Genomic DNA, 23,924 nt, shown 5'->3' with positions numbered 1-23,924 from the left:
GGTCGGCTTCGACGGCTCCGGGCACGCGCGGGCGGCCATGGAGTACGCCGTCGAGCAGGCCAGGGCGCGCCGGGCGCGGCTGCACGTGGTCTCGGCCTGGCAGATCCCGGTCTCCTCGCCGTACGCCGCCGCCTACGGCAGCCTGATCGAGGTCATGCAGGACGCCGACCGGCAGGCGCACGGGCACGTCGTCCCGTGGCGGCACGCCAACCCCGACCTGGTCATCACCGAGGAACAGCCGTGCGAGCACCCGGTCTCGGCCCTGGTCCGCGCCGCCGGGACGGCCGACCTGGTGGTGGTGGGCTCGCGCGGGCTCGGCGGGTTCGCCTCCGCCGTGCTGGGCTCGGTCGGCCACGGGGTGCTGCACCACGCGGCCTGCCCGGTGGCGGTCGTCCGGCCCCGCTGCTGACCTTCGAAGCCGCCCCCCTTCACATGGAGTGGATGCGCCGGCCGGTGATGTGGTGGGGGACGATCCGGATGTGCAGCCGCCGGTCGCCGCCCGCCCACGGGGTGACGTCCGGCTCGGCGGCCTGCTCGTCGGGGGTCACGTGGTGGGCGGGCCCCTGCACGAGCACGCTCCACCCCTGCCGCCGGGCCTCGTCGATCCGGTCCACCTCGAACCCCACCATGACCTCGACGCCCTCCAGACCGGTCCGCAGGTCCTCGTCGAGCGGGCCGCCCGCGGCGGTGCGGAAGACGATCGCGCCGTCGTGCACGCGGAAGTTGACGGGCAGCACCGTCGGCCCGTGCGAGCCGTTGAACGCGATCCGGCCGATGCCGCCGGCCGCGATCAGGCGCAGGCACTCCTCGCGGTCGAGCACCTCCAGGACGGGCTCGGCCATCGCGGGCCCGACGCCCGGCGGACGGTCGCGCCCGCCGCCCAGCAGGTCCCGGCCGGTGGTCCCGAGCGCGTCGGCCAGGCGGTTCAGTGTCCCCCGGTCCGGGATGTCGACGTGCTCCTCCATGTACCGGAGGTAGCCGGCGGACATGTCCGCCCGCTCCGCTACCTGCTCGACGGTGAGCCCCAGCCGCTGCCGGTGGTACCGGATGCGGTGGCCGAAGTCGCCGGTCCCTGTCACTGTCTCCTCCTGCCGCTGCGTCCCTTTGCCTGTCGCAGCCTTCCAGGCACCCCCGTACCCCGGACAGGGTCTTTCGCCCCTTCAGGGGACCAACGTCCCTCGCCCCGGGGACGCACGGCCCTACGGCGCGGACGCCGGGAAGAGGAGCCTGGCCTGCATGGATGTCCTGGATCTCTCCCGGTGGCAGTTCGGCATCACGACCGTCTACCACTTCCTCTTCGTGCCGCTCACGATCGGCCTGTCGATCATCGTGGCCGGTCTGCAGACGGCGTGGCACCGGACGAAGAAGCCGGAGTACCTGCGGCTGACCCGGTTCTGGGGCCGGCTGTTCCTGATCAACTTCGCCATGGGCGTGGTGACGGGCATCGTGCAGGAGTTCCAGTTTGGGATGAACTGGAGTGACTACTCCCGCTTCGTCGGCGACGTGTTCGGGGCGCCCCTGGCGATGGAAGGGCTGATGGCCTTCTTCCTGGAGTCCACCTTCCTCGGCCTGTGGATCTTCGGCTGGGACCGGCTGTCGCCCCGGCTGCACCTGGCCACGATCTGGCTGGCCGCCATCGGCACCAACATCTCGGCCTACTTCATCCTGGCGGCCAACTCCTGGATGCAGCACCCCGTCGGCTACCGGATCAACAACGGCCGCGCCGAGCTGACCGACATCTGGGCCGTCCTGACCAACTCGACCACGCTGGTCACCTTCCCGCACGTCCTGTTCGGCGCGTTCCTGACCGCGGCCGCGTTCGTGCTGGGCGTCAGCGCCTGGTTCCTGCTGCGCAAGCGGGACGTCTCCCTCTTCCGCACCTCGGCCCGGCTGGCGCTGGCCGTCAGCCTCGTCTCGGCGGTCGGGGTGTCGTTCTCCGGCCACTGGCAGGCCCAGATCATGACCGAGCAGCAGCCGATGAAGATGGCCGCCGCCGAAGCCCTGTGGGAGGACGAGACCTCCGCCGGCTTCTCCCTGTTCGCCATCGGCGACGTCGAGAACGGCCGCAACCACGTCAACCTGCAGATCCCGTACGGCCTGAGCCTGCTGTCCACCAACACCCTGGACGGCGAGGTCGAGGGCATCAACGACATCCAGGCCCGCTACCAGGCCCTGTACGGCCCCGGCGACTACCGGCCGATCGTCGGCCTGGCCTACTGGTCCTTCCGGCTGATGATCGGGTTCGGCATGTTGTCGGCGCTGCTCGCCCTGGCCGGGCTCTGGCTGACCAGGCGCGGCCGGCTGCCCGCGGGCCGCTGGGCCTACCGGCTGGCCATCGCCGGCATCGGCCTGCCGTTCCTGGCCAACAGCATGGGCTGGATCTTCACCGAGATGGGCCGCCAGCCGTGGACCGTCTTCGGCCTGATGCGCACCGCCTACGCCGTCTCGCCGACGGCGGACGTCCCCTCGGTGGCCATCACGCTGGTCGGCTTCACCCTGGCCTACGCCGTGCTCGCGATCATCGAGATCCGGCTGCTGGTCAAGTTCATCCGGATCGGGCCGAACGAGCAGGACGAGCCCGAGACCGCCGTCCCCGCGCTGAGCTACTGAGGAAATCATGGAAAACGTCTGGTTCGTACTGATCGCCGTGCTGTGGACCGGCTACTTCCTGCTGGAGGGCTTCGACTTCGGCGTCGGCATCCTGATGCCCGTCCTGAGCCGCGAGGAGGCCGACCGGCGGGCCGTCCTGCGGACGATCGGCCCGGTGTGGGACGGCAACGAGGTGTGGCTGCTGGTGGCCGGCGGCGCGACCTTCGCCGCCTTCCCCGAGTGGTACGCCACCCTGTTCAGCGGCTTCTACCTGCCGCTGTTCCTCATCCTGCTGGCGCTCATCGCCCGCGGCGTGGCCCTGGAGTACCGCAGCAAGAGCGACAGCACCCGCGGCTGGGACCGGGCGCTGTTCTGGGGCTCCCTCGTCCCTGCCTTCCTGTGGGGGGTGACGTTCGCCAACATCGTGCGCGGTGTGCCGCTGAACGCCGAGCACGAGTACACCGGCACGCTGCTGACCCTGCTCAACCCGTTCGCGCTGCTCGGCGGGGCGGCCACGCTGCTGCTGTTCACCCTGCACGGCGCGGTCTTCCTGGCCCTGCGCACCACCGGCGACCTGCGGCTGGCCGCCGGGCGGATGGCCAAGAGCATCTCCCCGGCGGCGTTCCTGGTGGTGATGGCGTTCCTGCTGCTCTCCGGCGGCGGCGGCGCGCTGCGGTGGGCCGCCGTGGCGCGGGTCGCGCTCGGCCTGGCCGGCGCGGTGGCCGCGACCGTGCGCGCCCGCGACGGGTGGGCCTTCACCGCCAGCGCGGTCGCCGTGGTCGCCCTGGTGGCCGCCATCTTCAGCGGCCTGTTCCCGAACGTCATGCCCGCCCTGGACCCGGCCAACAGCCTCACCGTGACCAACGCGGCCTCCAGCCCGTACACGCTGACCGTGATGACCTGGGTCGCGGCCATTTTCACGCCCCTGGTGCTGGCCTACCAGGCCTGGACGTACTGGGTGTTCCGCCGCCGCCTCACCGGCGCCGTCCGGACCTGACGGCCGGCCGGATCGTCGGCCGGATCGTCGGCGGGGTCCGCGCGGCGGCGTCAGCGCCGGGCGGCGTCCACCGCGGCCAGCACGGCGGCGGACATGGCCTGGTGGCCCGAGGCGTTCGGGTGGAGTCCCACCGAGTCCACGCCCTCCATCGGCTCCATCCACCGGACGCCGAGGGGCTTGCACAGGTCGTGGCCCACCGAACCGGTGTAGGTGTCGACGAATCGGGCGCCGCCCGCCGCGGCGCGGGTGGCGAGCATGGTGTTGAGGCGCTTCTCCACGTCCCGCAGCCAGGGGGCGTCGCCCTTGGCGATGGGGACGGTCGCATAGCAGTTGCTCCCGTCGTCCGGCATGATGACCGGATATCCGACGACGAGGACGTCCGCGCCGGGGGAGCGCCGCCTGATCTCCTGGAGCACGGCGTCGACCTTGTCGCCGGTGGCGGCGATGCGCCCGGCGAGCTGGTCGATGCCGGCCAGGGTGTAGCTGGCCTTGCACGGCGAACCGCCGGGGTTGAGCTTGCCGAGGATGACGCAGCGGCCGATGATGCCGCTGACGTTGATGTCGTTGCCGCCGATCCCCAGCGTGACCAGGTCCGTCTCCGGGCGGAGCGCGTCCAGCTGGGGCGGGGCGGCGCCCTGTGCGCCGGTCATGTTCTCCGTGGTCGCGCCGGCGCAGCTGACGTCCGTGAAGGTGGCGACGGCCCGCGCGGCCGCGGTCAGGGTCGGGTAGTTGCGGTCGGAACGGCCGCAGTCGGCGTCCGTCTGGGTCGGGATTCCCGGGCCCGCGGTGTAGGAGTCGCCGAGGGCCACGTAGTGGCCGACGGCGGTGTCGCTGACGGTGTCGCTGGTGGAGCCGTGCGCGGCCGGCGTCGCCAGGAGCGAGGAGACGGCCGCCGTGACGACCACCGCTGAGAACGTGAGGGACTTCTTCCCGAACATGGTCACCTTCTCTGGAGGGGGGTGAGGGCAGGGGCCGGCGCGGCGGCGGAGGCGAACGCCGCGCACGCAGGGCGAACCCGCGGGCGCGCAGCCATTTCCTACCAGGTGGTTAGTTTTGCCGGGGCGCGGGCGTCCCGTCAAGATCCGGGTCGTGGTTCGGGCGGGGTGATCATGGGCCGGGCGCGGCGCGTAGGGTGGTGACCCGAGCGGATACGATCCGTTCGCAGGCGACGCCGGGAAGGGCGGGTGATGGTCCGGTGGCGCAGAGGGCGACCGTCTACGACGTCGCTGAGCGGGCAGGCGTCTCCATCGCGACGGTCTCGCACACCTTCCGGCAGCCGGAGAAGGTCCGCCCGGAGACGCGCGAGCTGGTCCTGCAGGCCGCGCGGGCCCTCGGCTACGTGCCCAGCGGCAGCGCGCGTGGCCTCGCGAAGGGCCGCTCCCAGGCGCTCGGCCTGTACGCCTTCGACATGTTCCTGCCCTCCGACCTCGGCGCCCCGGACCTCGACGCGATGGTGGCGCGGGAGCTCGACGGCCTCGGTGACGTGCGGCGATTCCCGCTCTACGTCGACGAGATCCAGCGCGGGTTCGAGCTGGAGGCGCAGCGGCTGGGCCGCCCGGTGATGCTCGGGTCGGGGGCCAGCCGCGACTCGCTGGGCAGCTTCGACCTGGCCGGCAGCGTCGACGGCCTGGCGATCTTCCCGGGCGGCGCGGCGCGCGACCTGCTGGAGCACGTGGGGCGCGGCGTGCCCGTGGTGATCTTCAGCAGCCCGCCCATGCACGACCCGCTGCACCACATCACGGTGGCCAACGAGAGCGCCGTGCGCGAGCTCGTCGATCACCTGGTCGAGCGGCACGGCCGCCGGTCTCCGGCGTTCCTCGGCGAGCCGGCCGCGCCCGACATCGCCGCCCGGTTCGCCGGGTTCCAGGCCGCGCTGGCCGCGCACGGGCTGCCGGTCCCCGAGGAGCCGTTCGACGCCACCGCGCTGGCCCAGGACAGCCTGCGCTCGTTGCGGGCCGCCATCGCGGCCGGCGACGTGCCGGACGCCCTGGTCTGCGCCACCGACCAGCTCGCGCTCACCGTGATGGACCTCCTGGCCCGGCACGGCGTCCGGGTGCCGGACGACGTCGCGGTCACCGGCTTCGACGGGATCGTCGCCGGGCGGCTCTCGAACCCGACGCTGACCACGGTCCGCCAGCCGTTCGCCTCGATGGGCCGGCTCGCGGTGCGCATCCTGACCGACACCGCGTCGGGGGTGTCCCACCCCAGGTCGTACGTGCTGCCGACCCGCATGGTGCTCGGCCGCAGCTGCGGCTGCCCCTGACGAAGTTTTATCTCGATTGCGCAATGGGGCTGGATTTCTGGCGAGTTAAGCGCATAAATTCTCAGCCGTTCGGGGGAGGGAACACAGGCCGACAGGAAGGAACTGGCCGTGCGACACAGATCTACAGTGGCGGCCCTGGTCGCGATCGCTGCCGCGACGGCGCTCACCGCGTGCGGCCGGGCCGACGAGGGCGCCGGACGGGCTCAGCCGTCCTCCAGCGTCGCGGCCAAGGCCGCCGGCGCGATCACGATGTGGGCGATGGGCAATGAGGGCGAGCTGCTGCCCGAGTTCTTGAAGAAGTTCGAGGCCGCCAACCCGGGGGTCAAGGTCGACGTGACCGCCATCCCCTGGGACTCGGCCTACCAGAAGTTCCAGACCGCCATCGCCGCCGGGAACGTTCCAGACCTGGCCATGATGCCCGGCCTGCCGGTGTTCAAGGACGCCTTCGCGCCCGTGCCCGGCACCATCGACACGGCGGGCATGTACCCGGGAGCCGTCTCGACGGGAACGATCGGCGGCCGGCTCCTGGAGGTGCCCTGGTACGTCGACGTCCGCGCGCTCTACTACCGCACGGACCTCGCGCGCAAGGCCGGCTGGGACAAGCCGCCGGCCACCTGGGACGAGCTGCGGCGGATGGCGGCCGACCTGCAGCGCAAGGCCGGTGCGAAGTGGGGCATCCGGCTGCCCGCGGGCAGCACCGGATCGTTCCTGTCCTCGCTCTGGATGCCGTGGTCCAACGGCGCGGAGCTGATGAACGCCGACCAGTCCTCGTGGACACTCGACACCCCGCAGTTCGCCTCGGCGTACGAGTACCTGGCGTCGTACTTCAAGCAGCGCATCGCCGACCCGAACGCCGACACGGCGCCCGCCGCCGCGGTGAAGGACTTCCTGACCGGCACGACGCCGATGCTCGTCGCCGGCCCCTTCCTGCGCGGCGCCATCTCCCAGGCCGGCGGGGACGCGTTCGCGGGCAAGTACGCGACCGCGCCGCTTCCGGCGGGGAAGAGCTCGACCTCGTTCGTCGGCGGCGCGAACCTCGTGGTCTTCAAGGCCGCCAAGAACCCCGGCTCCGCCTGGAAGCTCGTCCAGTGGCTCAGCGAGCCGCAGACCCAGGCGGCCTGGTACAAGGTCAGCGGCGACCTGCCGGCGACCCAGAGCGCGTGGCAGGATCCGGCGCTGGTCGCCGACCCGACGCTCGCCGCGTTCGCCGAGCAGCTCAAGACGGCCAAGGCGCCGCCGCAGCTGGTCGCGTTCGACAAGGTCGGCGCGGCGGGCGACTCGGCGATCGAGCAGATCATCAAGGGCGGCCTGCCGGTGGCGGACGCGCTGCGCAAACTCCAGCAGCAGGCCGACGGCATCGGGGTGTCCTGAGCGGTGTCGAACCCCATGTCACCCGCCGCCCCCGGACGGGCGCGCGCCTCCCGTGACGCGCGCGCCCCCCGGGCCGCGGGAGCCAACTCCGAACGCCGGCGCCGGCAGACGACGATCGCCTGGCTGTTCGCCGCGCCGTTCGTCGTCGTCTTCGCGGTGTTCATGGTCCTGCCGATCGCCGCTTCGATCGGCTTCTCCTTCACGGACCTGACCGCGCAGGACATCCAGTCGCCCTTCAACGTGGACTTCGTCGGCCTGCAGCAGTACGCGGAGGTCCTCACGGATCCGGAGTTCCAGAACGCCGCCGGGGTGACGGCGCTGTTCGTCCTCGTCGGCATCCCCGCCACGGTGGCGCTCGGGCTGGGGCTGGCGCTGGCGCTCAACTCGGGCGTCCGCCGGCTCAGGCCGGTCTACCGCGTCGCCTTCTACGCGCCGGTGGTCACGAGCGTCGTCGCGGTCTCGGTCATCTGGCGCCACATCCTCGCCCGCGACGGGCTGCTCAACATGGTCCTCGCCCTGGTCGGCGTCGACGGGCCGGACTGGCTGAACAGCACCACCTGGGCCCTGCCCTCGCTGATCCTGATGGCCGTCTGGCGCAACACCGGGACCCTCATGGTGATCTTCCTGGCCGGGCTGCAGGCCGTCCCGGCCGACGTCAACGAGGCGGCGGCGATGGACGGCGCCGGGCCCTGGCGCCGCCTGCGCAGCATCACGCTCCCGCTGCTGCGCCCCACGATCCTGCTGGGCTGCGTGCTCATCTCGGTCGGCTACCTGCAGTTCTTCGAGGAGGCATTCGTGATGACGCAGGGCGGGCCGCTCGGCTCCACGCTGTCCATGACGTACTACACGTTCAACGCCTTCGGCTTCGGCGACTTCGCCAAGGCGTCGGCGGCGAGCTACATCATGTTCGTCGTCATCGCGGCGGTCGGCGTGCTGCAGTTCCGCCTGCTCAGGAGGGCCGCATGAGCCGGCCGGGAGGCCTGACGGCGCGCTCGCTCAGCTACGTGGTGCTGACCGCGGGCGTGGTGGTGTGGCTCGCGCCGTTCGCCTGGATGGTGCTGGGCGCGTTCAAGACGCAGGACGAGATCTTCGCCGACCCCCCGACGTGGTGGCCGCACTCGCCCACCGGCGGGAACTTCGCCCGCTGGCTCACCGAGCTGCACTTCGGCACCTTCTTCGGCAACAGCCTCCTCGTCGCCGTGCTCACCGTGCTCGGCAACCTGCTGTTCTGCTCGATGGTCGGCTACGCGCTGGCCAAGATGGACTTCGCCGGGAAACGCGTCCTGCTCGGCGTGGTGCTGGTGACCATCATGGTGCCCGGCGTGGTGACCTTCGTCCCGCTCTTCGTGATCGTCGCGAAGATGGGCATCCTCGACACGTACGGGGCCCTGGTGCTGCCGTTCCTCACACAGCCCGTGGGCGTCTTCCTGATGCGCCAGTTCATGCTGGACATCCCCGACTCGCTGCTGGAGGCCGCGCGCATCGACGGCGCCTCCGAGGCGAGGATCTTCACCCGGGTCGTGCTGCCGCTGTGCGGCCCGGCGCTGGCCACCCTCGGCATCCTCACCTTCCTGGGCTCGTGGAACAACTTCCTGTGGCCGCTCGTGGCGAGCCAGACCGAGTCGATGTACACGCTGCCGGTGGCGCTCTCGCTCTACTCCACCGGCCAGTACGCGACCGACTACGGCACGCTGCTCGCCGGCGCCGTTCTGATCATCACGCCGATCCTCGCGCTGTTCGTGTCCCTGCAGCGCTACTTCGTGCAGGGCATCGCCACCATGGGCCTCAAATGACCACACCTCCGACACCCAAGACAGGATCCAACATGGCGACTTCGCAGCCGCTGACCTTTCCCGACGGTTTCCTGTGGGGCGCGTCGACGGCGGCCCACCAGGTGGAGGGGAACAACGTCGGAAGCGACTTCTGGCAGGCCGAGCACGACGGGAGCCCGGGACTGCCCGAACGCTCGGGGGACGCCTGCGACAGCTTCCACCGGTGGCCCGAGGACCTGGACATCGCCCGCGACCTCGGTCTGAACGCCTACCGGTTCAGCGTCGAATGGGCCCGCGTGGTCCCCGCGCCCGGTCACCCGTCGCCGGCCATGCTGGACCACTACCGCCGGATCATCGAAGGCTGCGGGCAGCGCGGGCTGACCCCGGTCGTCACCCTCCACCACTTCACCAGCCCCGCGTGGCTGAGCGCCGTCGGCGGATGGACCTCGGGGGAGGCGATCGCGCACTTCGCCGACTACGTCCGCGCGGTGCTGCCGATCCTCGACGGCGTGCCCTGGGTGTGCACGATCAACGAGCCCAACATGGTCGCCCTGGTGGCCGCGCGCCGCAGGTACGGCGCCGGCGAGCCCGTCCCGTCCTTCGTCCCGCCGGACCCCGCCGTGACCGCCGCGCTGGCCCGCGCGCACGAGCAGGCCCGCGACCTGCTCGCCGCCGTGCCCGGACTGCGGTCGGGATGGACGGTGGCCAACCAGAACGTGCAGGACCACGGCGCCGGCCCCGACCGCACCGCCGAGCTGTCCTACCTGGTCGACGACCAGTACATCGACCTGGCGAAGGACGACGACTTCATCGGCGTGCAGGCCTACAGCCGCCTGCGCGCGGGCGGGGAAGGCGTCATCGCCCCAGGCCCGGACGACAGGCGCACGATGATGGGCTGGGAGTACTACCCCCTCGCCCTGGAGGACGCGGTCCGGCACACCGCCGCCCGGCTCGGCGGATCGACCCCGCTGCTCGTGACCGAGAACGGCATCGCGACCGGCGACGACGACGAACGCGTCGCGTACACGACCGAGGCCGTCAGGGGCCTGGCCCGCGCCATGGCCGACGGCGTCGACGTGCGCGGTTACCTGCACTGGTCACTCCTGGACAACTACGAGTGGGGGTCGTGGACGCCCACCTTCGGCCTCGTCGCGGTCGACCGGACCACCTTCCGGCGCACGGTCAAACCCAGCGCCCGCTGGTTCGGACGGCTCGTCCAGGACCCGGCGGCCGTCCTGGGCGGGAAGGCCGCGTCGTGACGGACCTTCTGGACGTGACCCTGGACGCCGCCGACCTGGCCCCCCTCGTCGACGGCGCGGCCGTCCTCGACCCGGGAGCCCACGGCGGCCTGCGCCCGCGCCGGCTGCCGCCATGGGCCCGCGCACAACACGACGATCCCTGGTTCGACCTCATGGAACAGGCGCCCACCGGCGTCTCCCTCCGCTTCGCCACCAGCGCGGCCCTGCTGCGGCTGCGCCTGCACACCCGGTCGATCCGGCCGGCCGGCGCCGGGACCGCCAGGCCGCACAGCCTCGCCGTCGTCGTCGACGGCGCGCTGGCGGACCACGTCGCCATCCCCGAAGGGGACGTCGTGGTCATCGGCGCCGACCGGCAGGTCACCGGCCGGGAACAGCGCGATCCGTCCGAGGTGACGGTGGCCCTCGTGCCCGGCGGCGGGGAGAAGCAGGTCGAGATCATGTTGCCGCACGACTGCGCGGTCGAGGTCATCGGCCTGGCCGCCGACGCCCCGATCTCGCCGCCGTCCGCCGGCGGTTTCCCGCGCTGGACGCATCACGGCAGCTCCATCAGCCATGGGCTGCAGGCCGCCACGCCCGACGGCACCTGGCCGGCGCGGGTCGCCCTGGGCACCGGCTGGCGCCTGCGCAACCTGTCGTTCGGCGGGAACGCGCAGCTCGACCCGTTCGTCGCCCGCATGATCAGGGACACCCCCGCGGACCTGATCACCCTGAAGGTGGGCATCAACCTCGTGAACGCCGACTCGATGCGGGCCAGGACGATGCTGCCCGCCGTGCACGGCTTCCTCGACCTGATCCGCGAGGGCCATCCGACCACGCCGGTGGTCCTCATCACCGCCATCGCCTGCCCGGCGCACGAGCACACGCCGGGACCGACCGTCGACCGCGGCGGCACGGCCGCCGGGGCGGACCGGGCCCTGGAGGCCGACGAGGGCGCCCTCACGTTGGCCGCCACCCGCCGGATCATCGAGCGCGTCCACGCCGGGCGCGCGGCCGACGACCCCCACCTGCACCTGGTGGACGGCCGTACCCTGCTGGGCGAGCAGGACGCGCGCCTGCTGGGCGACGGGCTCCACCCCACGGAGGAGGGGCTGGACCTCATCGCGCGGCGCTTCCAGGACACGGTGGCCGGCATGCCGGCCCTGGCGGGGCTGCTCGGAGGCCGGCGATGAGGGCCGCGCTGGTGCCGTGGCCGCACGCGGTCGCGCTCGACCACGCGACGACGATCGTCCTGCATCCCGGCCGCGTCGAGATCCGGGCGGACGATCGTCTGGACGACGCCCGCGCGTGGCTCGAAGGCGAGTTCGCCCGCCTTCCCGCCACCCCCGCGGCGGGCGACCCGCCCCCGTCGCGCGTCGTCCTGCTGATCGGGGAGGCTCCCGGCGACGTGCCGCCGGCCGGCGGCGTCGCGCCGGAACAGCTGCCCCCGGACGAGCGGCACACCGTGACGATCGCCCCGGGGGAGATCACGATCACCGGCCCGAGCCCGCACGCGGTCCTGCGGGGCGCCGCGACGCTGGTGCAGCTGGCGGAGTCGGCGGCGGGCCGGCTGCCGGTCGGGCGCATCACCGACGGCCCCGCCCTGGCGTGGCGGGGCCTGATGCTCGACGTCGTCCGGCATCCGTTCCGCCCGGACGAGATCCGCCGCGTCGTCGACCTGCTGACGCGATACAAGCTGAACGTGCTGCACCTCCACCTCACCGACTCCGGCGGCTGGCGGCTGCAGTCGGCGGCCCGTCCCGCGCTGGACGCGACCTCGCCCGGCGAGCTGATCACGCGGCGCGAGCTGGCGGAGCTGACGGCGTACGCCGCGGCGCGCGGGGTGACGATCGTGCCCGAGATCGACCTTCCCGGGCACGCCCACGCCGCGATCCGCGCCTACCCGGAGCTCGCCGGCGACGGGACCGCCACCCGCCTGGGCTACGTCGATCCGGCCATGCCCGGGGCCGAGTCCTTCATCGCGGAGACCGTCACCGAGTTCGCGCAGGCGTCCCGTGCCCGGTTCGTGCACGTCGGGGGGGATGAGCCGTTCGGGATGCCCGTCACGGCGTACACGCGCGCGGTCGGCGTGGCCGTCCGCGCGGCCCACCGCGCCGGCAGCCGGGTCGTGGCCTGGCAGGAGACCGTACGCGCCGGGGCGCTCGGCGACGGCGACCTCGTGCAGCTGTGGATCGGCGCGGAGACGAGCATCGACGCCGACGCCAAGAAGGCGGAGCTGCCGGAGTCCGCGCACCCGTTCGTCGACCAGATGGTGGCCTTGTTCGCCCTCGCGCCGTCCGACGGGCCCGCCGCGGCGGCCGCCGGGCTGCCGGTGCTGCTGTCCTCCAGCGACGTGCTGTACTACGACCGCCCGTACGCTGAGCCCGCCGCGGACGCCGAGGGGGAGGCGCGCCGGGCCCGGCTCGGGTTCCGCGACTATCCGGCCAAGACGCTCCGGCAGATGTTCGACTGGACCCCGCGGTCGTTGGTGGCGGGGCTCGACGTCCGCGTCGCCGGGGTGGAGGCTGCGATCTGGTCGGAGACGATCACGTCCTTCGACGATCTGGCGTTCCTGCTGCTCCCTCGTCTTCCGGCCGCGGCCGAACGATCCTGGACGCGCGAGCCGGCGACCTGGGAGGACCACCGGGCACGCCTGCGACCGCACGCCGCCACGTGGGAGGCGACGGGATGGGGAGCGGCGTACCGGCCCGCGGCGGAGCCGTGACCCCGCCGCGGCCCCGGAAGCTCGCCGCGATCCCAGGGCTCGTGGCGGGCGCGGAGCCCGTCGCGGTCCGGGGGCTCGTCGTGGTCAGGCTTGCACGGGCGATCCGCCGAGCTCGGTCACCGTCAGGGCGCGCAGCAGGTGCGGGTGCAGGCTCTCGGCCCGCGTGCGGGACAGGCCGGCGGCGAGCGCGGCGTCGGTGAGCGCGGCCCGCGTCCAGGCCAGGTCGACCCGCCGGCCCGCCTCGCCGGTGAGCAGCGGGTGGTCGGCGGGCCGGTCGCCGCACAGGCGGCGCAGCGGGCGGCGCAGGTAGGGGGCGAGCGGGAAGGCGACGATGTCGCCCCGCCCGTCGTGCAGGGTGATCAGCACAGGGTCGCCGGCGCCCACCAGGTGCACGTCGCACGGGGTCAGCCGGGCCAGCGCGTCGACGGACGCGCCCGTGGACTCCAGCAGCCCGACGGCCACGGCCTCGGCTAAGCGCCCTTCCTCGGCCAGCAGGGCGACCCCGCCGCGCAGCAGCCGCCGCTCGGCCGGGGTGGGCGGGTGCGCGACCGGCGCCGGGAGAGCCGGCCCGTGCCGTCCGGCGAAGGCGTAGAACGAGGCCAGCACCGCCCGCCGGCGGATCACCGTCGCGCGGGCCAGCGGCCGGCCGGACGGCGCGAGGCCGGCGGTGAGCGCGGCCAGGCAGTAGGCGTCGACCTGCGACCCGGCCCCCAGCACGTCGCCGCCGGGATCCTGCCCGCGCAGCCACCGCAGGTAGGAGGCCAGCACCCGCAGCCGCGTCCGCCGCAGGGCCGGGGAGGGCCGCTCGCGCAGCCAGGCCGCCGCCACGCCGGCCGCCGCCGGAGCCAGCCCCTCGACGACGTCGACGTCGGCCGCGGGGACCTCGCCGCCGTCGCCGGGACCGCGCCGCGGACGCAGCCCCTCGATGCGGGAGACGAGGCCGCGGGCCTCCTGACCGGTGAACGCGCCCCGGGACGCGACGGTGTCCTCGGCCATGCTCAGCACACGACCGGCACGGCGACGGGATCGGCGGCAGGGTCGGCGGCGGCCCGTGCCGGGACACAACAGGACGAAAGGGAGGCGTGGAGGACATCGCTGCTCGCGCCCAACGGACCCATCATGATCTCGATCGTCTCATGGAACTGCGCCCGCGCACTCCATCCGGCCGGGCCGCCGGGGCCGCGGGAGCCAGGGGCGCGGCCGTCCGCCGAGGTCAGGGTTCGATCAGGCCGGCGCGGATGGCGTAGCGGGTCAGGTCGAGCCGGTCGTTGAGGCCGAGCTTGGCCAGGATGTTGCTGCGGTGGCGGTCGACGGTCTTGGGGCTGATGACCAGGGTGTCGGCGATGGCCTTGGTGGAGTGGCCCTCGGCGATGAGCTTGACGATCTCCTCCTCGCGGGCGGTCAGCAGGGTGTCGGGCAGCGGGTCGCCGTGCCGGTGGCGGTGGAGGTAGTCGCGGATCAGCGCGGTGACCGCCCCGGGGTACAGGAACGGCTCGCCGCGCATCGCCGCCCGGCACGCCTCGATGAGGTCGCGGTCGGCCACCGACTTCAGCACGTAGCCGCAGGCCCCGGCCTTGAGCGCGGCGAAGAAGTACTGCTCGTTGTCGTACATCGACAACATCAGCAGCCGGATGCCGGGCCGGCGGCGGGAGATCTCGCGCGCGGCCTGCAGGCCGGTCATGCGCGGCATGGCGATGTCCAGGACGACCAGGTCGATGTCGTGGGTGCGGACGGCCTCGACCGCCTCGGCCCCGTCGGCCGCCTCGGCGACCACGGTCAGGTCGGGCTCGGCGTCGAGGATCAGGCGGACGCCCTGGCGGACGAGCGCGTGGTCGTCGGCGAGCAGGATGCGGGTCATCGGGCGTTCTCCTTGGCCGCGCCGGGGACGGTGAGGACGATCTCGGTGCCGCCGCCGGGCGGCGAGTGCACGCTCAGCCGGGCCCCGATGAGCAGGGCCCGCTCGTGCATGCCGCGGATGCCGGCGCCCGGCTCGCCGATGCCGCCCCGGCCGTCGTCGGTGACGCGCAGGACCAGGTCGCCGTCGTCGGGCGTCAGCGTGAGCGTCGCCCTGGTCGCCTGGGCGTGGCGGGCGACGTTGGTCAGGCTCTCCTGGGCGATGCGGTAGAGCACCAGCTCGACCTCGGAGCTGAGCGGCGGCAGCCCCGGAGCCAGTCTACGCGTGACCTCGACCGTGCCGGTCTGCGACAGGTCGGTGGCCAGCGCGGTGAGGGCGCTGGTCAGCCCGAGGTCCTCCAGGACGCCGGGACGCAGCCGGTGGGCGACCTGGCGCACCTCGTCCAGGCTGGTCCTGATCGCCTCCTGGGCGTGGCCGAGCTCGTCGGCCAGCTCCGCGGGCGCCCGGTCGCGCACCCGCTTGAGCGCCAGGAGCGCGACGGTGAGGCTCTGGCCGATCTCGTCGTGCAGCTCGCGGGCGATGCGGCCGCGTTCGGCCTCCTGGGCGGCCAGGGCCTGGGCGCTGGCCACGCTGCGCTCCTCCTCCAGCCGGTCGAGCATCTGGTTGAAGGTGTCGGTGACGCCGCGCAGGTCCCGGTTGCCGGCGGGCAGCCGGTCGTGGGTGTGCAGCAGGTCCACCCGCCGCATGAGGGCGGTCAGGGAGGTCAGCGGGGCCAGGCTGGCCCGCACCAGGAACGCGTTCGCCGCCAGGATCAGCGCCAGGCCGATGAGCAGCACCGGGATCTCGGTCAGCAGCACCGGTGAGGAGACCGTCGCGGGGGACAGCGCCAGCACGAACGTGCCCGCGGCGAAGACCAGCGCGTTGATGACGAACAGGCGGCGGAACAACGCCTGGGCCGGGGTGCGGCCAGGCGGCTCCGGCGCGGTGGCGACGGCGTCTCTCATGCCCTTAGCCTGGGCGTTCGCCGCCCGCGCTGTCCACTGACCCGGCCCGGATACGGCCCCGCCCCCACCCGATATGGGGGCTGGACCCGATGGGCGCGGCCCCCCGCGCGGTGATGGCATGGTCTCCCCGGAAAACAGGGACGGACCGTAAGGAGGTGGGCGATGCGTGGCACGGACCTTCTCCGAGCCGCGGCGGCAGGACCGCTTCTCCTCCTGCCCGCCCGCGGGTCGCGGTCCGTCCCCCGGGGCCATCTGACGCGCGGGCCGCGCCGGGGGCCGGCCGCCGTCCCGTGGCCGGGGCAGAGCGCCTGAGCCGTCCTGGCCGCCTTTGTGACCTTCGCCCATGCCCCCGCTGGAGGCTCCCCATCAAGATCCGTCATACGACCGCGCCCCGAACCGGCGCGAACCGTCGTCTTCCCACCACTCCGACCACCGTGGACGGTGCCATGCGAGCACAGGACATCGCCGTCACCCTGCCGACCGTGACGGCCCGAGACTCCGTGGGACGCGCCGTGCGCCTGATGGTGGTCAACCGGCTGCCCGGGCTCATCGTGGTCGACGAGCGGGGCAGGCCGGCGACCGTGCTGCCGGGCACGCAGGTGCTGCGGCTGGCCATCCCCGGCTCGTACCAGGAGGACCAGGCCCTGGCCCGCACCCTCGACGAGAGCGACGCCGAGCTGTTCTGGCAGGAGCTCGCCCACCTGACGGTCGGCGACTGCCTGCCCAGGCCGCCCGCGCGGCCCGTCACCGTGCCGCCGGACGCGACCCTGCTGGAGGTGGCGGCGCTGATGGCCCGCACGCGTAGCCCGCTCGTCGCCGTCCTCGGCCCGGACGCCACCCTCACGGGGGCGATCACGCTGGAACGCCTGCTGACCAGCCTGGCCATCACGAGCCTTCCGGACTGATCCGCATGAGCGCGATCCTGGCCCTATCCATCTTCGTGGTGGCGTTCTTCTTCATCGCCACCGAGAAGGCCGACAAGGTCAAGGTCGTCCTGGTGGCGGCCGGCCTGATGACCGTGCTGGGGCTGACACCGGGGGAGGAGGTGTTCTCCTCGGGGCACGCGGGCATCGACTGGAACGTCATCTTCCTGCTGCTCGGCATGATGATCATCGTGGGGGTGATCAAGCAGACCGGGCTGTTCGACTACCTGGCGATCTGGGCGGCCAAACGCTCGCGGGGACGGCCGTACCGGCTGATGGCGATGCTGATGGCCATCACCGCCGTGGCCTCGCCGTTCCTGGACAACGTCACGACGATCATGCTGGTCGCGCCGGTGACGGTGATGGTGTGCGGACGGCTGCGCATCCCGGCGCAGCCGTACCTGATCGCCGAGGTGCTGGCCTCCAACATCGGCGGGGCCGCGACGCTGATCGGCGACCCGCCGAACATCATCATCGGCAGCCGGGCGGGGCTGACGTTCAACGACTTCCTCGTCCACATGGCGCCCGCGGTCGTGGTGATCTTCGCGGTGTTCGTGCTGCTCACCTACCCGCTGTTCCGCCGGTCGTTCCACTACAACGCCGAGCACGTCGCCAAGGTGATGGCGCTGCAGGAGCGGCGGGCCATCACCGACCCCGCACTGCTGGCGCGGTCGATGACGGTGCTGGCCGCGGTGGTGACGGCGTTCGCGCTGCACTCCGTCCTGCACCTGGCGCCCTCGATCATCGCCCTGGTCGGCGCGGGGGTCATGCTGCTGGTCTGCCGGGTCGAGCTCGGGGACGTGCTGCGCGAGGTCGAATGGCCCACGCTGGTGTTCTTCGCCGGGCTGTTCGTCATGGTCGCCGGCCTGGTGCACACCGGCATGATGGAGACCATCGGCCGCGCCACCATCGACCTGTTCGGCGACAACTACTTCGCCGCGGCCACCTCGCTGCTGTTCGGCTCCAGCGTGCTGGGGGCCTTCTTCGACAACATCCCGTACGTGGCGACGATGGCGCCGGTGGTCGAGGAACTGGCCGCCGCCGCACCGGACGCGTCCACCGGGCAGGCGCTGTGGTGGGCCTTCGCCTTCGGCGCCGACTTCGGCGGCAACGGCACCGCGGTCGCCGCCAGCGCCAACGTCGTGGCCCTCGGGATCGCCGCCCGCACCGGGAACCCGATCTCCTTCTGGCAGTTCACCCGGTACGGCATCGTCGTCACCCTGGGCAGCACGGCCCTGGCCTGGGTGTACGTCTGGCTGCGTTACTTCTGACCCGGGCCGCCCGGGTCAGGGGCGCAGCCGGTGGAACAGCTCGACCCGGGCCCGGTGGTAGTCGAGGTCCTCCTCGTCGTGCGGCACGCCCGCCGCGGCGGCCTTGCGGAAGTAGGCGTGCTCCCTGCGCAGCTTGTGCCGTACGAGCTGGGCGAGCGACTCGTCGTCGAGGGGGGCCGCCGTGCCGCCCTCCTCGTGGTAGGCCGCCACGAACTCCTTGCTGGGCCCGGTCAGGTCGTCGCCCCACTCCAGCGCGGCGGCGGCCAGCTCCAGCTCGGGGGCGCCGACGAAGGTCTCGTCCCAGTCGAGGACGGCGACGATGCGGCCGTCCCTGGCCAGGGTGTTGCCGGTGTAGTAGTCGCCGTGCAGCGGGTGGCGTACGGGATGCCCGGCGTGGAAGGCCGCCAGCCAGCGGTCGAGGACCGGGTCGTGCAGGTCGGCGGCGTCCGGGGGCGGGTCGCCGTACAGGCCGGACTCCTGGAAGGCGGGCACGGGACGCGGGCCGGGACGCAGACCGGCCAGCGCGCGGTGGAGCCTGGCCAGCAGCCGCGCGCCCGCCTCCCGCTGGGCGGGGACGTCGGAGTCGGGCCACTCGCCCTCGACGTAGGGCCAGCAGGAGACCGCCCGCCCCGCCACGACGACCACCGTCGCGCCGCCCGCGGTGGCCAGCGGGGCGACGGCCTCGGGGAGCGTGGTGGCGGCGTGCCGGGCGACGGCGTGGCACCACTCCGACTCGGCCACGCCGCGCGCGGCCGGCCCCACCCGGACGACGTGGTCGCCGAGGCGGTAGGCGGCCGACTCCTCCCCGCCGTGCAGCCGCTCGCCCTCTCCTTCGGCGCCCCAGGCCCGGGAGACGGCGGCACGGATCTCGGGGGTGAGGGGCGTCTTCGCGTAGATCACCTTGTCAGGTTATGGGGTTCAGGTCATGAGCCGGGACGGCTTGTGGAGTGTTCTGCCAAGGTCGGGCGACACGTGGCGCAAATTCGGCGCTCTCCGCCGGATGGCGCTTAACCTGCACTAACAGGATCATCATCCGCTTGTCACCCTGCCGTCAGGGCCGCCGGTGCCGAGCCCGCTCCGAATTCGGGACGCTCATGATCGTGCAGTCGCAACAAGTCGCACAAAGCTCACATCCGCCCGATACCCGCCCGTCCCGGCGACGAGGCACCCGCACGCCACCCGGCACCGCACGCCGCGCCCTGGGGCCGGCCGTCACCGTCCCGCTCGGCCTGCGGCGGGTTGTCGCCGTCCCGCTCGGCTCACGGCGGGTTGTCGCCGTCCCGGTCGGCCCGCGGCAGGCTGTCGTGGTCCCTGTCGGCCCGCGGCGGGCCGTTGCCGTCGGGGCCGGCTCGTGGGCCGTGGGGCAGTTGGCTGATGGCGTCGTGCCCGGTCAGGGGCAGCACATCGTCCGGGCCGCGTCCGTGTGCCGGGCCTTCCCGGGCCGGCTGCGCGCACGCCTTGGAACGGTCCAGAGTCAGGGGCCGGTCCGGTGCGACCTGCCGCCCGCCGTCGTCCCGCGCTGCCGTTAGCGCCGCTCGGGCCGGCCCGCCGATCACCGTCTGGGAGTCCCGCGTGTCCCATCCGACTCCGCCCGCAGTGCCCACTGCTGTGCCGTCCGCCACGCTGCCCGTGGTGCCGTCCGTGGTCCCGTCCGTCGTGCCGTCCGTCGTGCCACCCGTAGGGGCGGGGCGGGGGCGGGCGACGTGGCGGCACGTCGCCGGCTCCGGCCGGCGCGTGGAGATCAACCCGTGGCTGGCGCGGGCGCCGTGCTCGGTGCGCGCGTGCCTGCCGGAGGAGGCCGTCGCCGCCGGGCGGGCGCGCCGCGCGGCCCGGCTGTGCGCCGCCCTGCTGGTGCTGCTGGCCGCGTTGCCCGCCTTCCTCGTCGTGGGAGCCGGGCCGAGGCGCTGGCGGGCCAGGACCGCGCAGGCCGCGGCCCGGCTGCTGCTGCGCGTGCTCGGCGTCCGGGTCGAGGTCGCCGGTCCGGCGGACCTCGCGGGGGAGGGGGCCGGGGTGCTCGTCGTGGCCAACCACGTCTCGCTGCTCGACCCGCTGGTCATGCTGGCCGCGCTGCCCTGCCGCCTGCTGGCCAAGCGGGAGGTGCGCCGGTGGCCGCTCATCGGCACGCTCGGCGCGGCCTGCGGGGCGCTGTTCATCGACAGGGAACGCCTGTCCACGCTGCCCGCCGCGGTGGGCCTGGTCCGCGACGCCCTGCTGGCCGGGGAGGCGGTCGCCGTCTTCCCCGAGGGCACCACGTCCTGCGGGCGCGAGGTCGGCACGTTCCGGCCCGCGGTCTTCCAGGCGGCGATCGACGCGGGGGCGGCGGTGTGCCCGGCCGTCCTGCGCTACTACGAGGGCCCGAGCCCGTCGAGCCGGGGGAGCTGGGTGGGCGAGGACTCGGTGACCGGGTCCGTCGTCCGGGTGGCCGGGACGCGGCGGCTGCGGGCCGAGGTGCGGCTCACCCCGCTCCTGCCGCCGCCCGCGCCCGCCCGCGGGCCGCGCGGACGGGCCGCCCTGGCCCGCGCCGCCGAGGAACGCGTACGCGCCGGCCTCGACTGAATGCCCAAGCCAACCGCACAGGCCCGACCGCACAAGGCCCGACCGCACAAGGCCCGACCGCACAGGGACCGACCGCACAGGGACCGACCGCACAGGCGCGCGCCGCGGGGGAGCGCGTGCGCGGCGGCCTCGACCGACCGTTACTCGACGTAAGGATTCACCGATGTGGGGCAATTCGCCGCCGTCCGGCCGTGGGCGGAGGTGGCCGCGACGGGTCGTGCTCTGGGGCGCGGCCGTCACGTTCGCCGTCTCGCTCATGGCCGGCCTGGACGTGCACGACCGGCTCGTGCTGGGCGACATCGTGCCGCTCGGATCGCAGTCCCTGCGCGCGGACGACATCCTCCAGGACGCCTTCCACGCGGGCAACGCCGACCTGGTCCTGATCGCCCGCGCCGCGCGCCCGGTCGACGACCCCGAGATCGACGCCGCCGGGACGCGGCTCACCGAACGCGTCTCGGCCGACCCGGGCGTGTGGCGGGTCACCTCGTACTGGCGCGGCCACGAGCCCAGGCTGCGCGGCGGTGACGGGCGCGCGGCGGTCGTCCTGGCCCACCTGCGCGGCGACAACGCCGCCCGCAACGCCGCCGCCCGCCGGATCGTGGAGTCCCTGCACGGCCGCTACGGCCCCCTGTCGCTGACCGCCACGGGCGAGGCCCAGGTGCGCGTCGAGGCGCAGGACCGCAGCGAGACCGACCTGCGCACCGCCGAGCTGATCGCCGCGCCGCTGACCCTGGCCATCCTGTGCGTGGTGTTCGGCAGCCTGGTCGCCGCCCTGCTGCCGGTGCTGATCGGCGCGCTGGCGGTGATCGCGACCATGGCGGTGCTGCGCCTGCTCACCGAGGTCATGGAGATCTCGGTGTTCGCGTTGAGCATCTCCAGCGCGCTCGGCTTCGCCCTGGCCGTCGACTTCAGCCTGTTCATCGTCACCCGCTTCCGCGAACAGCTCGCCCAGGGCCAGGACGCCGCCCAGGCGGTCGCCGTCACCATGCGCACCACCGGCCGGGCCATGGCCTGTTCGGCGGCCACCGTGGCGCTGTCCATGTCGGCGCTGCTGCTGTTCCCGTTCACCATCCTGCGCTCGCTGGCCGTCGGCGGGATGACGATCAGCCTGACGGCGGCCGCGGCCAGCCTCGTGGTGCTCCCGGCCGTGCTCACCCTGCTCGGCGACCGGGTCAACCGGCTTCCCGTGCCCGGCCCGTGGAACGCCGCCCGCCGGTCCGCGCCGCCGGTGGAGGACGGGCCCTGGTACCGCCTGGCGGTCGCCGTCATGCGCCGCCCGCTGGCGGTCGCCGTGCCGACCACCGCGCTGCTGCTGGCCATGGGCGCGCCGTTCCTGGGCGCCCGCTTCGGCACCCTGGACGACCGCATCCTGCCGCCCGACGCGCCCGCCGCCCGGGCGGCGCAGGCGCTGCGCGCGGAGTTCGGCGGGCAGCAGGTCGTCGGCGGCACCATGATCGTGCTGCCGGACCTGCGGATGACCGGGCAGAGCTCCGCCGGCCCGCTGGACGGCTACGCCAGGCGCCTGGCCGCGACCGACGGCGTGCTCCGGGTGGACACGGCCGGCGGCTCCTACAGCCGGGCCGCCGCCGTCCCGGGGCCGGGCCGCCGGTTCACCGGCGAGGCGGGCACCTGGCTGCTCGTCACCACCGCGCACGAGCCGTACTCGGTGGCCAACAGCGAGCTCGTCCGGCGCCTGCGCGCGATCCCGGCCCCGGGCCAGGCGCTGTTCGCCGGGCCGGGCGCCGAGCTCGACGACATCAGGCAGAGCATCGCCGGCACGCTGCCCACGGCCCTGGCGCTGATCGCGCTGGCCACCCTGGCCATGGTGACGCTGCTGACCCGCAGCGTCGTGCTGGCCGTCAAGGCCCTGGTGATGAACGTGCTCAGCCTCACCGCCACCTTCGGCGCCCTGGTGCACGTCTTCCAGGACGGCCACCTGCGCGGGCTGGTCGGCGACTTCACCGCCACCGGCAGCATCGACGCCCTCATGCCCACGCTGATCTTCTGCGTCGCCTTCGGCCTGTCCATGGACTACGAGATCTTCCTGCTGTCCCGGATCACCGAGGAGTACCGCGACCGCGGCGACACCGCCACCGCGGTCGCCACCGGGCTGCAGCACACCGGACGGCTGTTCACCTCGGCCGCCGTCATCTTCGCCGTCGTCATGGCCGCCGTGGCGACCTCCGGCCTGGCCGTGCTCAAGATGATCGGGGTGGGCATCGCGCTGGCCGTCCTGGTCGACTGCACGCTGATCCGCACGCTGCTCGTGCCCGCCGTGATGCGCCTGGCCGGACCCGTCAACTGGTGGACGCCCCGGCTCCTGCGCGGCAGGCGGGGCAGCGGCGGCGGCTCTCCCGGCGACCCGCCGCGCGTCCCCGTCGGCGCGGCGGCAGGCGGGCCGCCCGGGCCGGGCGGTCCGGACGGGACGGAGCCCGCGGCACCGCCGGCGGGCACACCATGACGACCACCCGCGACCAGGACCACCGCCACGAGCGGCCGCCGTCCGGGCCGGGGCTGTCGCCGTGCACGCCGGACGCGTGCGTGCGCCCGCCGGTCGCCGCCGCCGGGCCGGTCCGCCGGGCCGCCCGCCTCCTGGGCTGCGCGCTGGCCCTGGCGGTCGCCCTGACGCTGTCGGCGGCGCCCGCCCGCCGCGCCGGGGCCCTGCGCGCACGCCTGGCCCGCAGGGCCATGGGCCTGATCGTGCGCACGCTCGGCATCACGGTACGGGTCCCCGGCGGCGTCCCGGTCCTGGACGGCCACGGCACCCTGCTGGTGAGCAACCACATCTCGTGGGCCGACCCGCTGATCATGGCGGCCCTCACGCCGGCCCGCCAGCTCGCCAAGCGGGACATCGGCCGGTGGCCGCTGGTCCGGTCGCTGGCCGCGGCCCACCGCACGCTGTTCATCGACAAGGACCGCCCGGCCGGGCTGCCCGCCGCGATCACGGCCGTCGCCGCCGCGCTGCGCGACGGGGACGCCGTGCTGGCCTACCCCGAGGGCACCACCTGGTGCGGGCAGGCCATGGGAGCCTTCCACCCGGCCCTGTTCCAGGCCGCCGTCGAGGCGGGCGCGACCGTCCGGCCGGTGGCGCTGCGCTACCGCGAAGCCGGCATGCCCTCCACCCGCGCCGCCTGGATCGGCGCGGACTCCCTGCCGCTCTCGCTGCTGCGCGTGGTCGCGACCCGGAACCTGGTGGCCGAGGTGACGTTCCTGCCCCCCGTACGCCCCGCCCCCACCGGACGGCCGCGCGCGGACCGGGCGGCGCTGGCCGCGCTGACCGAGTCGCGGGTCAGGGACGCTCTGGGCCCGGCTTGATGGACATTTGAGGTGTCATACCCGGACCCGCCCGCGCTCCTGGAGCAC

22 protein-coding genes are annotated in these 23,924 nt (G+C 73.8%); 15 read left to right on the top strand and 7 right to left on the bottom strand.

The window, feature by feature from the left end; all coding sequences use genetic code 11:
* The coding region (locus AB0J71_RS43635; protein ID WP_364420060.1) for a universal stress protein at positions 1 to 409 on the top strand (409 nt) is incomplete at its 5' end.
* Between the two features lie 19 nt (positions 410 to 428).
* Here AB0J71_RS43635 and AB0J71_RS43630 read toward each other — a convergent pair.
* The gene (locus AB0J71_RS43630; protein WP_352326395.1) at positions 429 to 1,079 is read right to left on the bottom strand and encodes a pyridoxamine 5'-phosphate oxidase family protein; all 651 of its coding nucleotides are present in this window, start codon (positions 1,077 to 1,079) and stop codon (positions 429 to 431) included.
* 157 nt (positions 1,080 to 1,236) lie between these two features.
* Here AB0J71_RS43630 and AB0J71_RS43625 point away from each other — a divergent pair, with 157 nt between their 5' ends.
* Both AB0J71_RS43625 and cydB read left to right on the top strand, forming a co-directional pair.
* Positions 1,237 to 2,610: a cytochrome ubiquinol oxidase subunit I gene (locus tag AB0J71_RS43625; RefSeq protein WP_352326394.1), complete on the top strand. Its 1,374-nt coding sequence runs from the start codon at positions 1,237 to 1,239 to the stop codon at positions 2,608 to 2,610.
* Positions 2,611 to 2,617: 7 nt separating this feature from the next.
* Positions 2,618 to 3,586: a cytochrome d ubiquinol oxidase subunit II gene (gene cydB / locus AB0J71_RS43620; protein WP_364420058.1), complete on the top strand. Its 969-nt coding sequence runs from the start codon at positions 2,618 to 2,620 to the stop codon at positions 3,584 to 3,586.
* Between the two features lie 50 nt (positions 3,587 to 3,636).
* Here cydB and AB0J71_RS43615 read toward each other — a convergent pair whose 3' ends face one another.
* A complete protein-coding gene (locus AB0J71_RS43615; protein ID WP_364420055.1) occupies positions 3,637 to 4,524 on the bottom strand; it encodes an SGNH/GDSL hydrolase family protein in 888 nt (295 codons plus the stop codon).
* Positions 4,525 to 4,781: 257 nt separating this feature from the next.
* Between AB0J71_RS43615 and AB0J71_RS43610 the strand changes: the two genes are divergently transcribed.
* The 7 genes from AB0J71_RS43610 to AB0J71_RS43580 all read left to right on the top strand — a co-directional run bounded on the left by AB0J71_RS43610 (position 4,782) and on the right by AB0J71_RS43580 (position 12,952).
* Complete coding sequence (locus AB0J71_RS43610) at positions 4,782 to 5,849, top strand: LacI family DNA-binding transcriptional regulator (RefSeq protein WP_364420053.1); 1,068 nt, start codon at positions 4,782 to 4,784, stop codon at positions 5,847 to 5,849.
* A gap of 108 nt (positions 5,850 to 5,957) precedes the next feature.
* The gene (locus tag AB0J71_RS43605; RefSeq protein ID WP_352326389.1) at positions 5,958 to 7,220 is read left to right on the top strand and encodes an extracellular solute-binding protein; all 1,263 of its coding nucleotides are present in this window, start codon (positions 5,958 to 5,960) and stop codon (positions 7,218 to 7,220) included.
* 3 nt (positions 7,221 to 7,223) lie between these two features.
* The gene (locus AB0J71_RS43600) at positions 7,224 to 8,186 is read left to right on the top strand and encodes a sugar ABC transporter permease (RefSeq protein ID WP_364420051.1); all 963 of its coding nucleotides are present in this window, start codon (positions 7,224 to 7,226) and stop codon (positions 8,184 to 8,186) included.
* A complete protein-coding gene (locus tag AB0J71_RS43595; RefSeq protein ID WP_364420049.1) occupies positions 8,183 to 9,013 on the top strand; it encodes a carbohydrate ABC transporter permease in 831 nt (276 codons plus the stop codon). The genes AB0J71_RS43600 and AB0J71_RS43595 overlap by 4 nt, the downstream gene beginning before the upstream one ends.
* Before the next feature lie 32 nt (positions 9,014 to 9,045).
* Entirely contained in the window at positions 9,046 to 10,251 is a 1,206-nt protein-coding gene (locus AB0J71_RS43590; protein WP_364420047.1) for a family 1 glycosylhydrolase, read from the top strand.
* Entirely contained in the window at positions 10,248 to 11,420 is a 1,173-nt protein-coding gene (locus tag AB0J71_RS43585; RefSeq protein ID WP_364420045.1) for a GDSL-type esterase/lipase family protein, read from the top strand. Before AB0J71_RS43590 ends, AB0J71_RS43585 begins: the two co-directional genes overlap by 4 nt.
* Positions 11,417 to 12,952, top strand: a complete 1,536-nt coding sequence (locus tag AB0J71_RS43580) for a family 20 glycosylhydrolase (protein ID WP_364420043.1) — start codon at positions 11,417 to 11,419, stop codon at positions 12,950 to 12,952. The genes AB0J71_RS43585 and AB0J71_RS43580 overlap by 4 nt, the downstream gene beginning before the upstream one ends.
* 84 nt (positions 12,953 to 13,036) lie before the next feature.
* On the opposite strand, the gene AB0J71_RS43575 is transcribed toward AB0J71_RS43580, so the two are convergent.
* The 3 genes from AB0J71_RS43575 to AB0J71_RS43565 form a co-directional block, all read right to left on the bottom strand.
* Positions 13,037 to 13,948 (bottom strand): hypothetical protein, encoded by a 912-nt coding sequence (locus tag AB0J71_RS43575; protein WP_364420041.1) that lies wholly within the window; start codon positions 13,946 to 13,948, stop codon positions 13,037 to 13,039.
* A gap of 217 nt (positions 13,949 to 14,165) precedes the next feature.
* On the bottom strand, positions 14,166 to 14,810 hold the full coding sequence (locus AB0J71_RS43570; RefSeq protein WP_352329182.1) for a response regulator transcription factor: 645 nt from the start codon (positions 14,808 to 14,810) through the stop codon (positions 14,166 to 14,168).
* Positions 14,807 to 15,811, bottom strand: coding sequence for a histidine kinase (locus AB0J71_RS43565; protein WP_364420039.1), 1,005 nt, complete (start codon positions 15,809 to 15,811; stop codon positions 14,807 to 14,809). Before AB0J71_RS43565 ends, AB0J71_RS43570 begins: the two co-directional genes overlap by 4 nt.
* A gap of 446 nt (positions 15,812 to 16,257) precedes the next feature.
* On the opposite strand from AB0J71_RS43565, the gene AB0J71_RS43560 reads away from it, so the two are divergent.
* Together AB0J71_RS43560 and AB0J71_RS43555 are read left to right on the top strand one after the other, a co-directional pair.
* Entirely contained in the window at positions 16,258 to 16,716 is a 459-nt protein-coding gene (locus AB0J71_RS43560; RefSeq protein WP_352330979.1) for a CBS domain-containing protein, read from the top strand.
* A 5-nt stretch (positions 16,717 to 16,721) separates the two neighbouring features.
* Positions 16,722 to 18,005, top strand: a complete 1,284-nt coding sequence (locus AB0J71_RS43555) for an ArsB/NhaD family transporter (protein ID WP_364393896.1) — start codon at positions 16,722 to 16,724, stop codon at positions 18,003 to 18,005.
* A 15-nt stretch (positions 18,006 to 18,020) separates the two neighbouring features.
* Here AB0J71_RS43555 and AB0J71_RS43550 read toward each other — a convergent pair whose 3' ends face one another.
* Positions 18,021 to 18,905 carry a phosphotransferase gene (locus AB0J71_RS43550; RefSeq protein ID WP_352331462.1) on the bottom strand — a complete coding sequence of 295 codons (885 nt, stop codon included), beginning with the start codon at positions 18,903 to 18,905 and terminating at the stop codon, positions 18,021 to 18,023.
* Between the two features lie 359 nt (positions 18,906 to 19,264).
* Positions 19,265 to 19,408: a hypothetical protein gene (locus tag AB0J71_RS43545; protein ID WP_364420037.1), complete on the bottom strand. Its 144-nt coding sequence runs from the start codon at positions 19,406 to 19,408 to the stop codon at positions 19,265 to 19,267.
* Between the two features lie 169 nt (positions 19,409 to 19,577).
* Here AB0J71_RS43545 and AB0J71_RS43540 point away from each other — a divergent pair, with 169 nt between their 5' ends.
* The 3 genes from AB0J71_RS43540 to AB0J71_RS43530 all read left to right on the top strand — a co-directional run bounded on the left by AB0J71_RS43540 (position 19,578) and on the right by AB0J71_RS43530 (position 23,876).
* Entirely contained in the window at positions 19,578 to 20,561 is a 984-nt protein-coding gene (locus AB0J71_RS43540; protein ID WP_364420035.1) for a lysophospholipid acyltransferase family protein, read from the top strand.
* 217 nt (positions 20,562 to 20,778) lie between these two features.
* Positions 20,779 to 23,022, top strand: coding sequence for an MMPL family transporter (locus AB0J71_RS43535; RefSeq protein WP_364393889.1), 2,244 nt, complete (start codon positions 20,779 to 20,781; stop codon positions 23,020 to 23,022).
* A complete protein-coding gene (locus AB0J71_RS43530) occupies positions 23,019 to 23,876 on the top strand; it encodes a lysophospholipid acyltransferase family protein (RefSeq protein WP_364393886.1) in 858 nt (285 codons plus the stop codon). The genes AB0J71_RS43535 and AB0J71_RS43530 overlap by 4 nt, the downstream gene beginning before the upstream one ends.
* The last annotated feature ends 48 nt before the right edge of the window (positions 23,877 to 23,924 follow it).

This window comes from Nonomuraea sp. NPDC049637 (assembly GCF_040675235.1).
Classification (GTDB): domain Bacteria; phylum Actinomycetota; class Actinomycetes; order Streptosporangiales; family Streptosporangiaceae; genus Nonomuraea.
The sequence above is the reverse complement of the archived record's forward strand: the minus strand, read 5'-3'. Positions and strand labels throughout refer to the sequence as shown.

Bases quoted from the DNA above. Each gene is read 5' to 3' on its own strand.
- AB0J71_RS43625 (WP_352326394.1), top strand. From the start codon at position 1,237: ATGGATGTCCTGGATCTCTCCCGGTGGCAGTTCGGCATCACGACCGTC.
- cydB (WP_364420058.1), top strand. From the start codon at position 2,618: ATGGAAAACGTCTGGTTCGTACTGATCGCCGTGCTGTGGACCGGCTAC.
- AB0J71_RS43615 (WP_364420055.1), bottom strand. From the start codon at position 4,524: ATGTTCGGGAAGAAGTCCCTCACGTTCTCAGCGGTGGTCGTCACGGCG.
- AB0J71_RS43595 (WP_364420049.1), top strand. From the start codon at position 8,183: ATGAGCCGGCCGGGAGGCCTGACGGCGCGCTCGCTCAGCTACGTGGTG.
- AB0J71_RS43590 (WP_364420047.1), top strand. From the start codon at position 9,046: ATGGCGACTTCGCAGCCGCTGACCTTTCCCGACGGTTTCCTGTGGGGC.
- AB0J71_RS43580 (WP_364420043.1), top strand. From the start codon at position 11,417: ATGAGGGCCGCGCTGGTGCCGTGGCCGCACGCGGTCGCGCTCGACCAC.
- AB0J71_RS43575 (WP_364420041.1), bottom strand. From the start codon at position 13,948: ATGGCCGAGGACACCGTCGCGTCCCGGGGCGCGTTCACCGGTCAGGAG.
- AB0J71_RS43570 (WP_352329182.1), bottom strand. From the start codon at position 14,810: ATGACCCGCATCCTGCTCGCCGACGACCACGCGCTCGTCCGCCAGGGC.
- AB0J71_RS43565 (WP_364420039.1), bottom strand. From the start codon at position 15,811: ATGAGAGACGCCGTCGCCACCGCGCCGGAGCCGCCTGGCCGCACCCCG.
- AB0J71_RS43560 (WP_352330979.1), top strand. From the start codon at position 16,258: ATGCGAGCACAGGACATCGCCGTCACCCTGCCGACCGTGACGGCCCGA.
- AB0J71_RS43555 (WP_364393896.1), top strand. From the start codon at position 16,722: ATGAGCGCGATCCTGGCCCTATCCATCTTCGTGGTGGCGTTCTTCTTC.
- AB0J71_RS43530 (WP_364393886.1), top strand. From the start codon at position 23,019: ATGACGACCACCCGCGACCAGGACCACCGCCACGAGCGGCCGCCGTCC.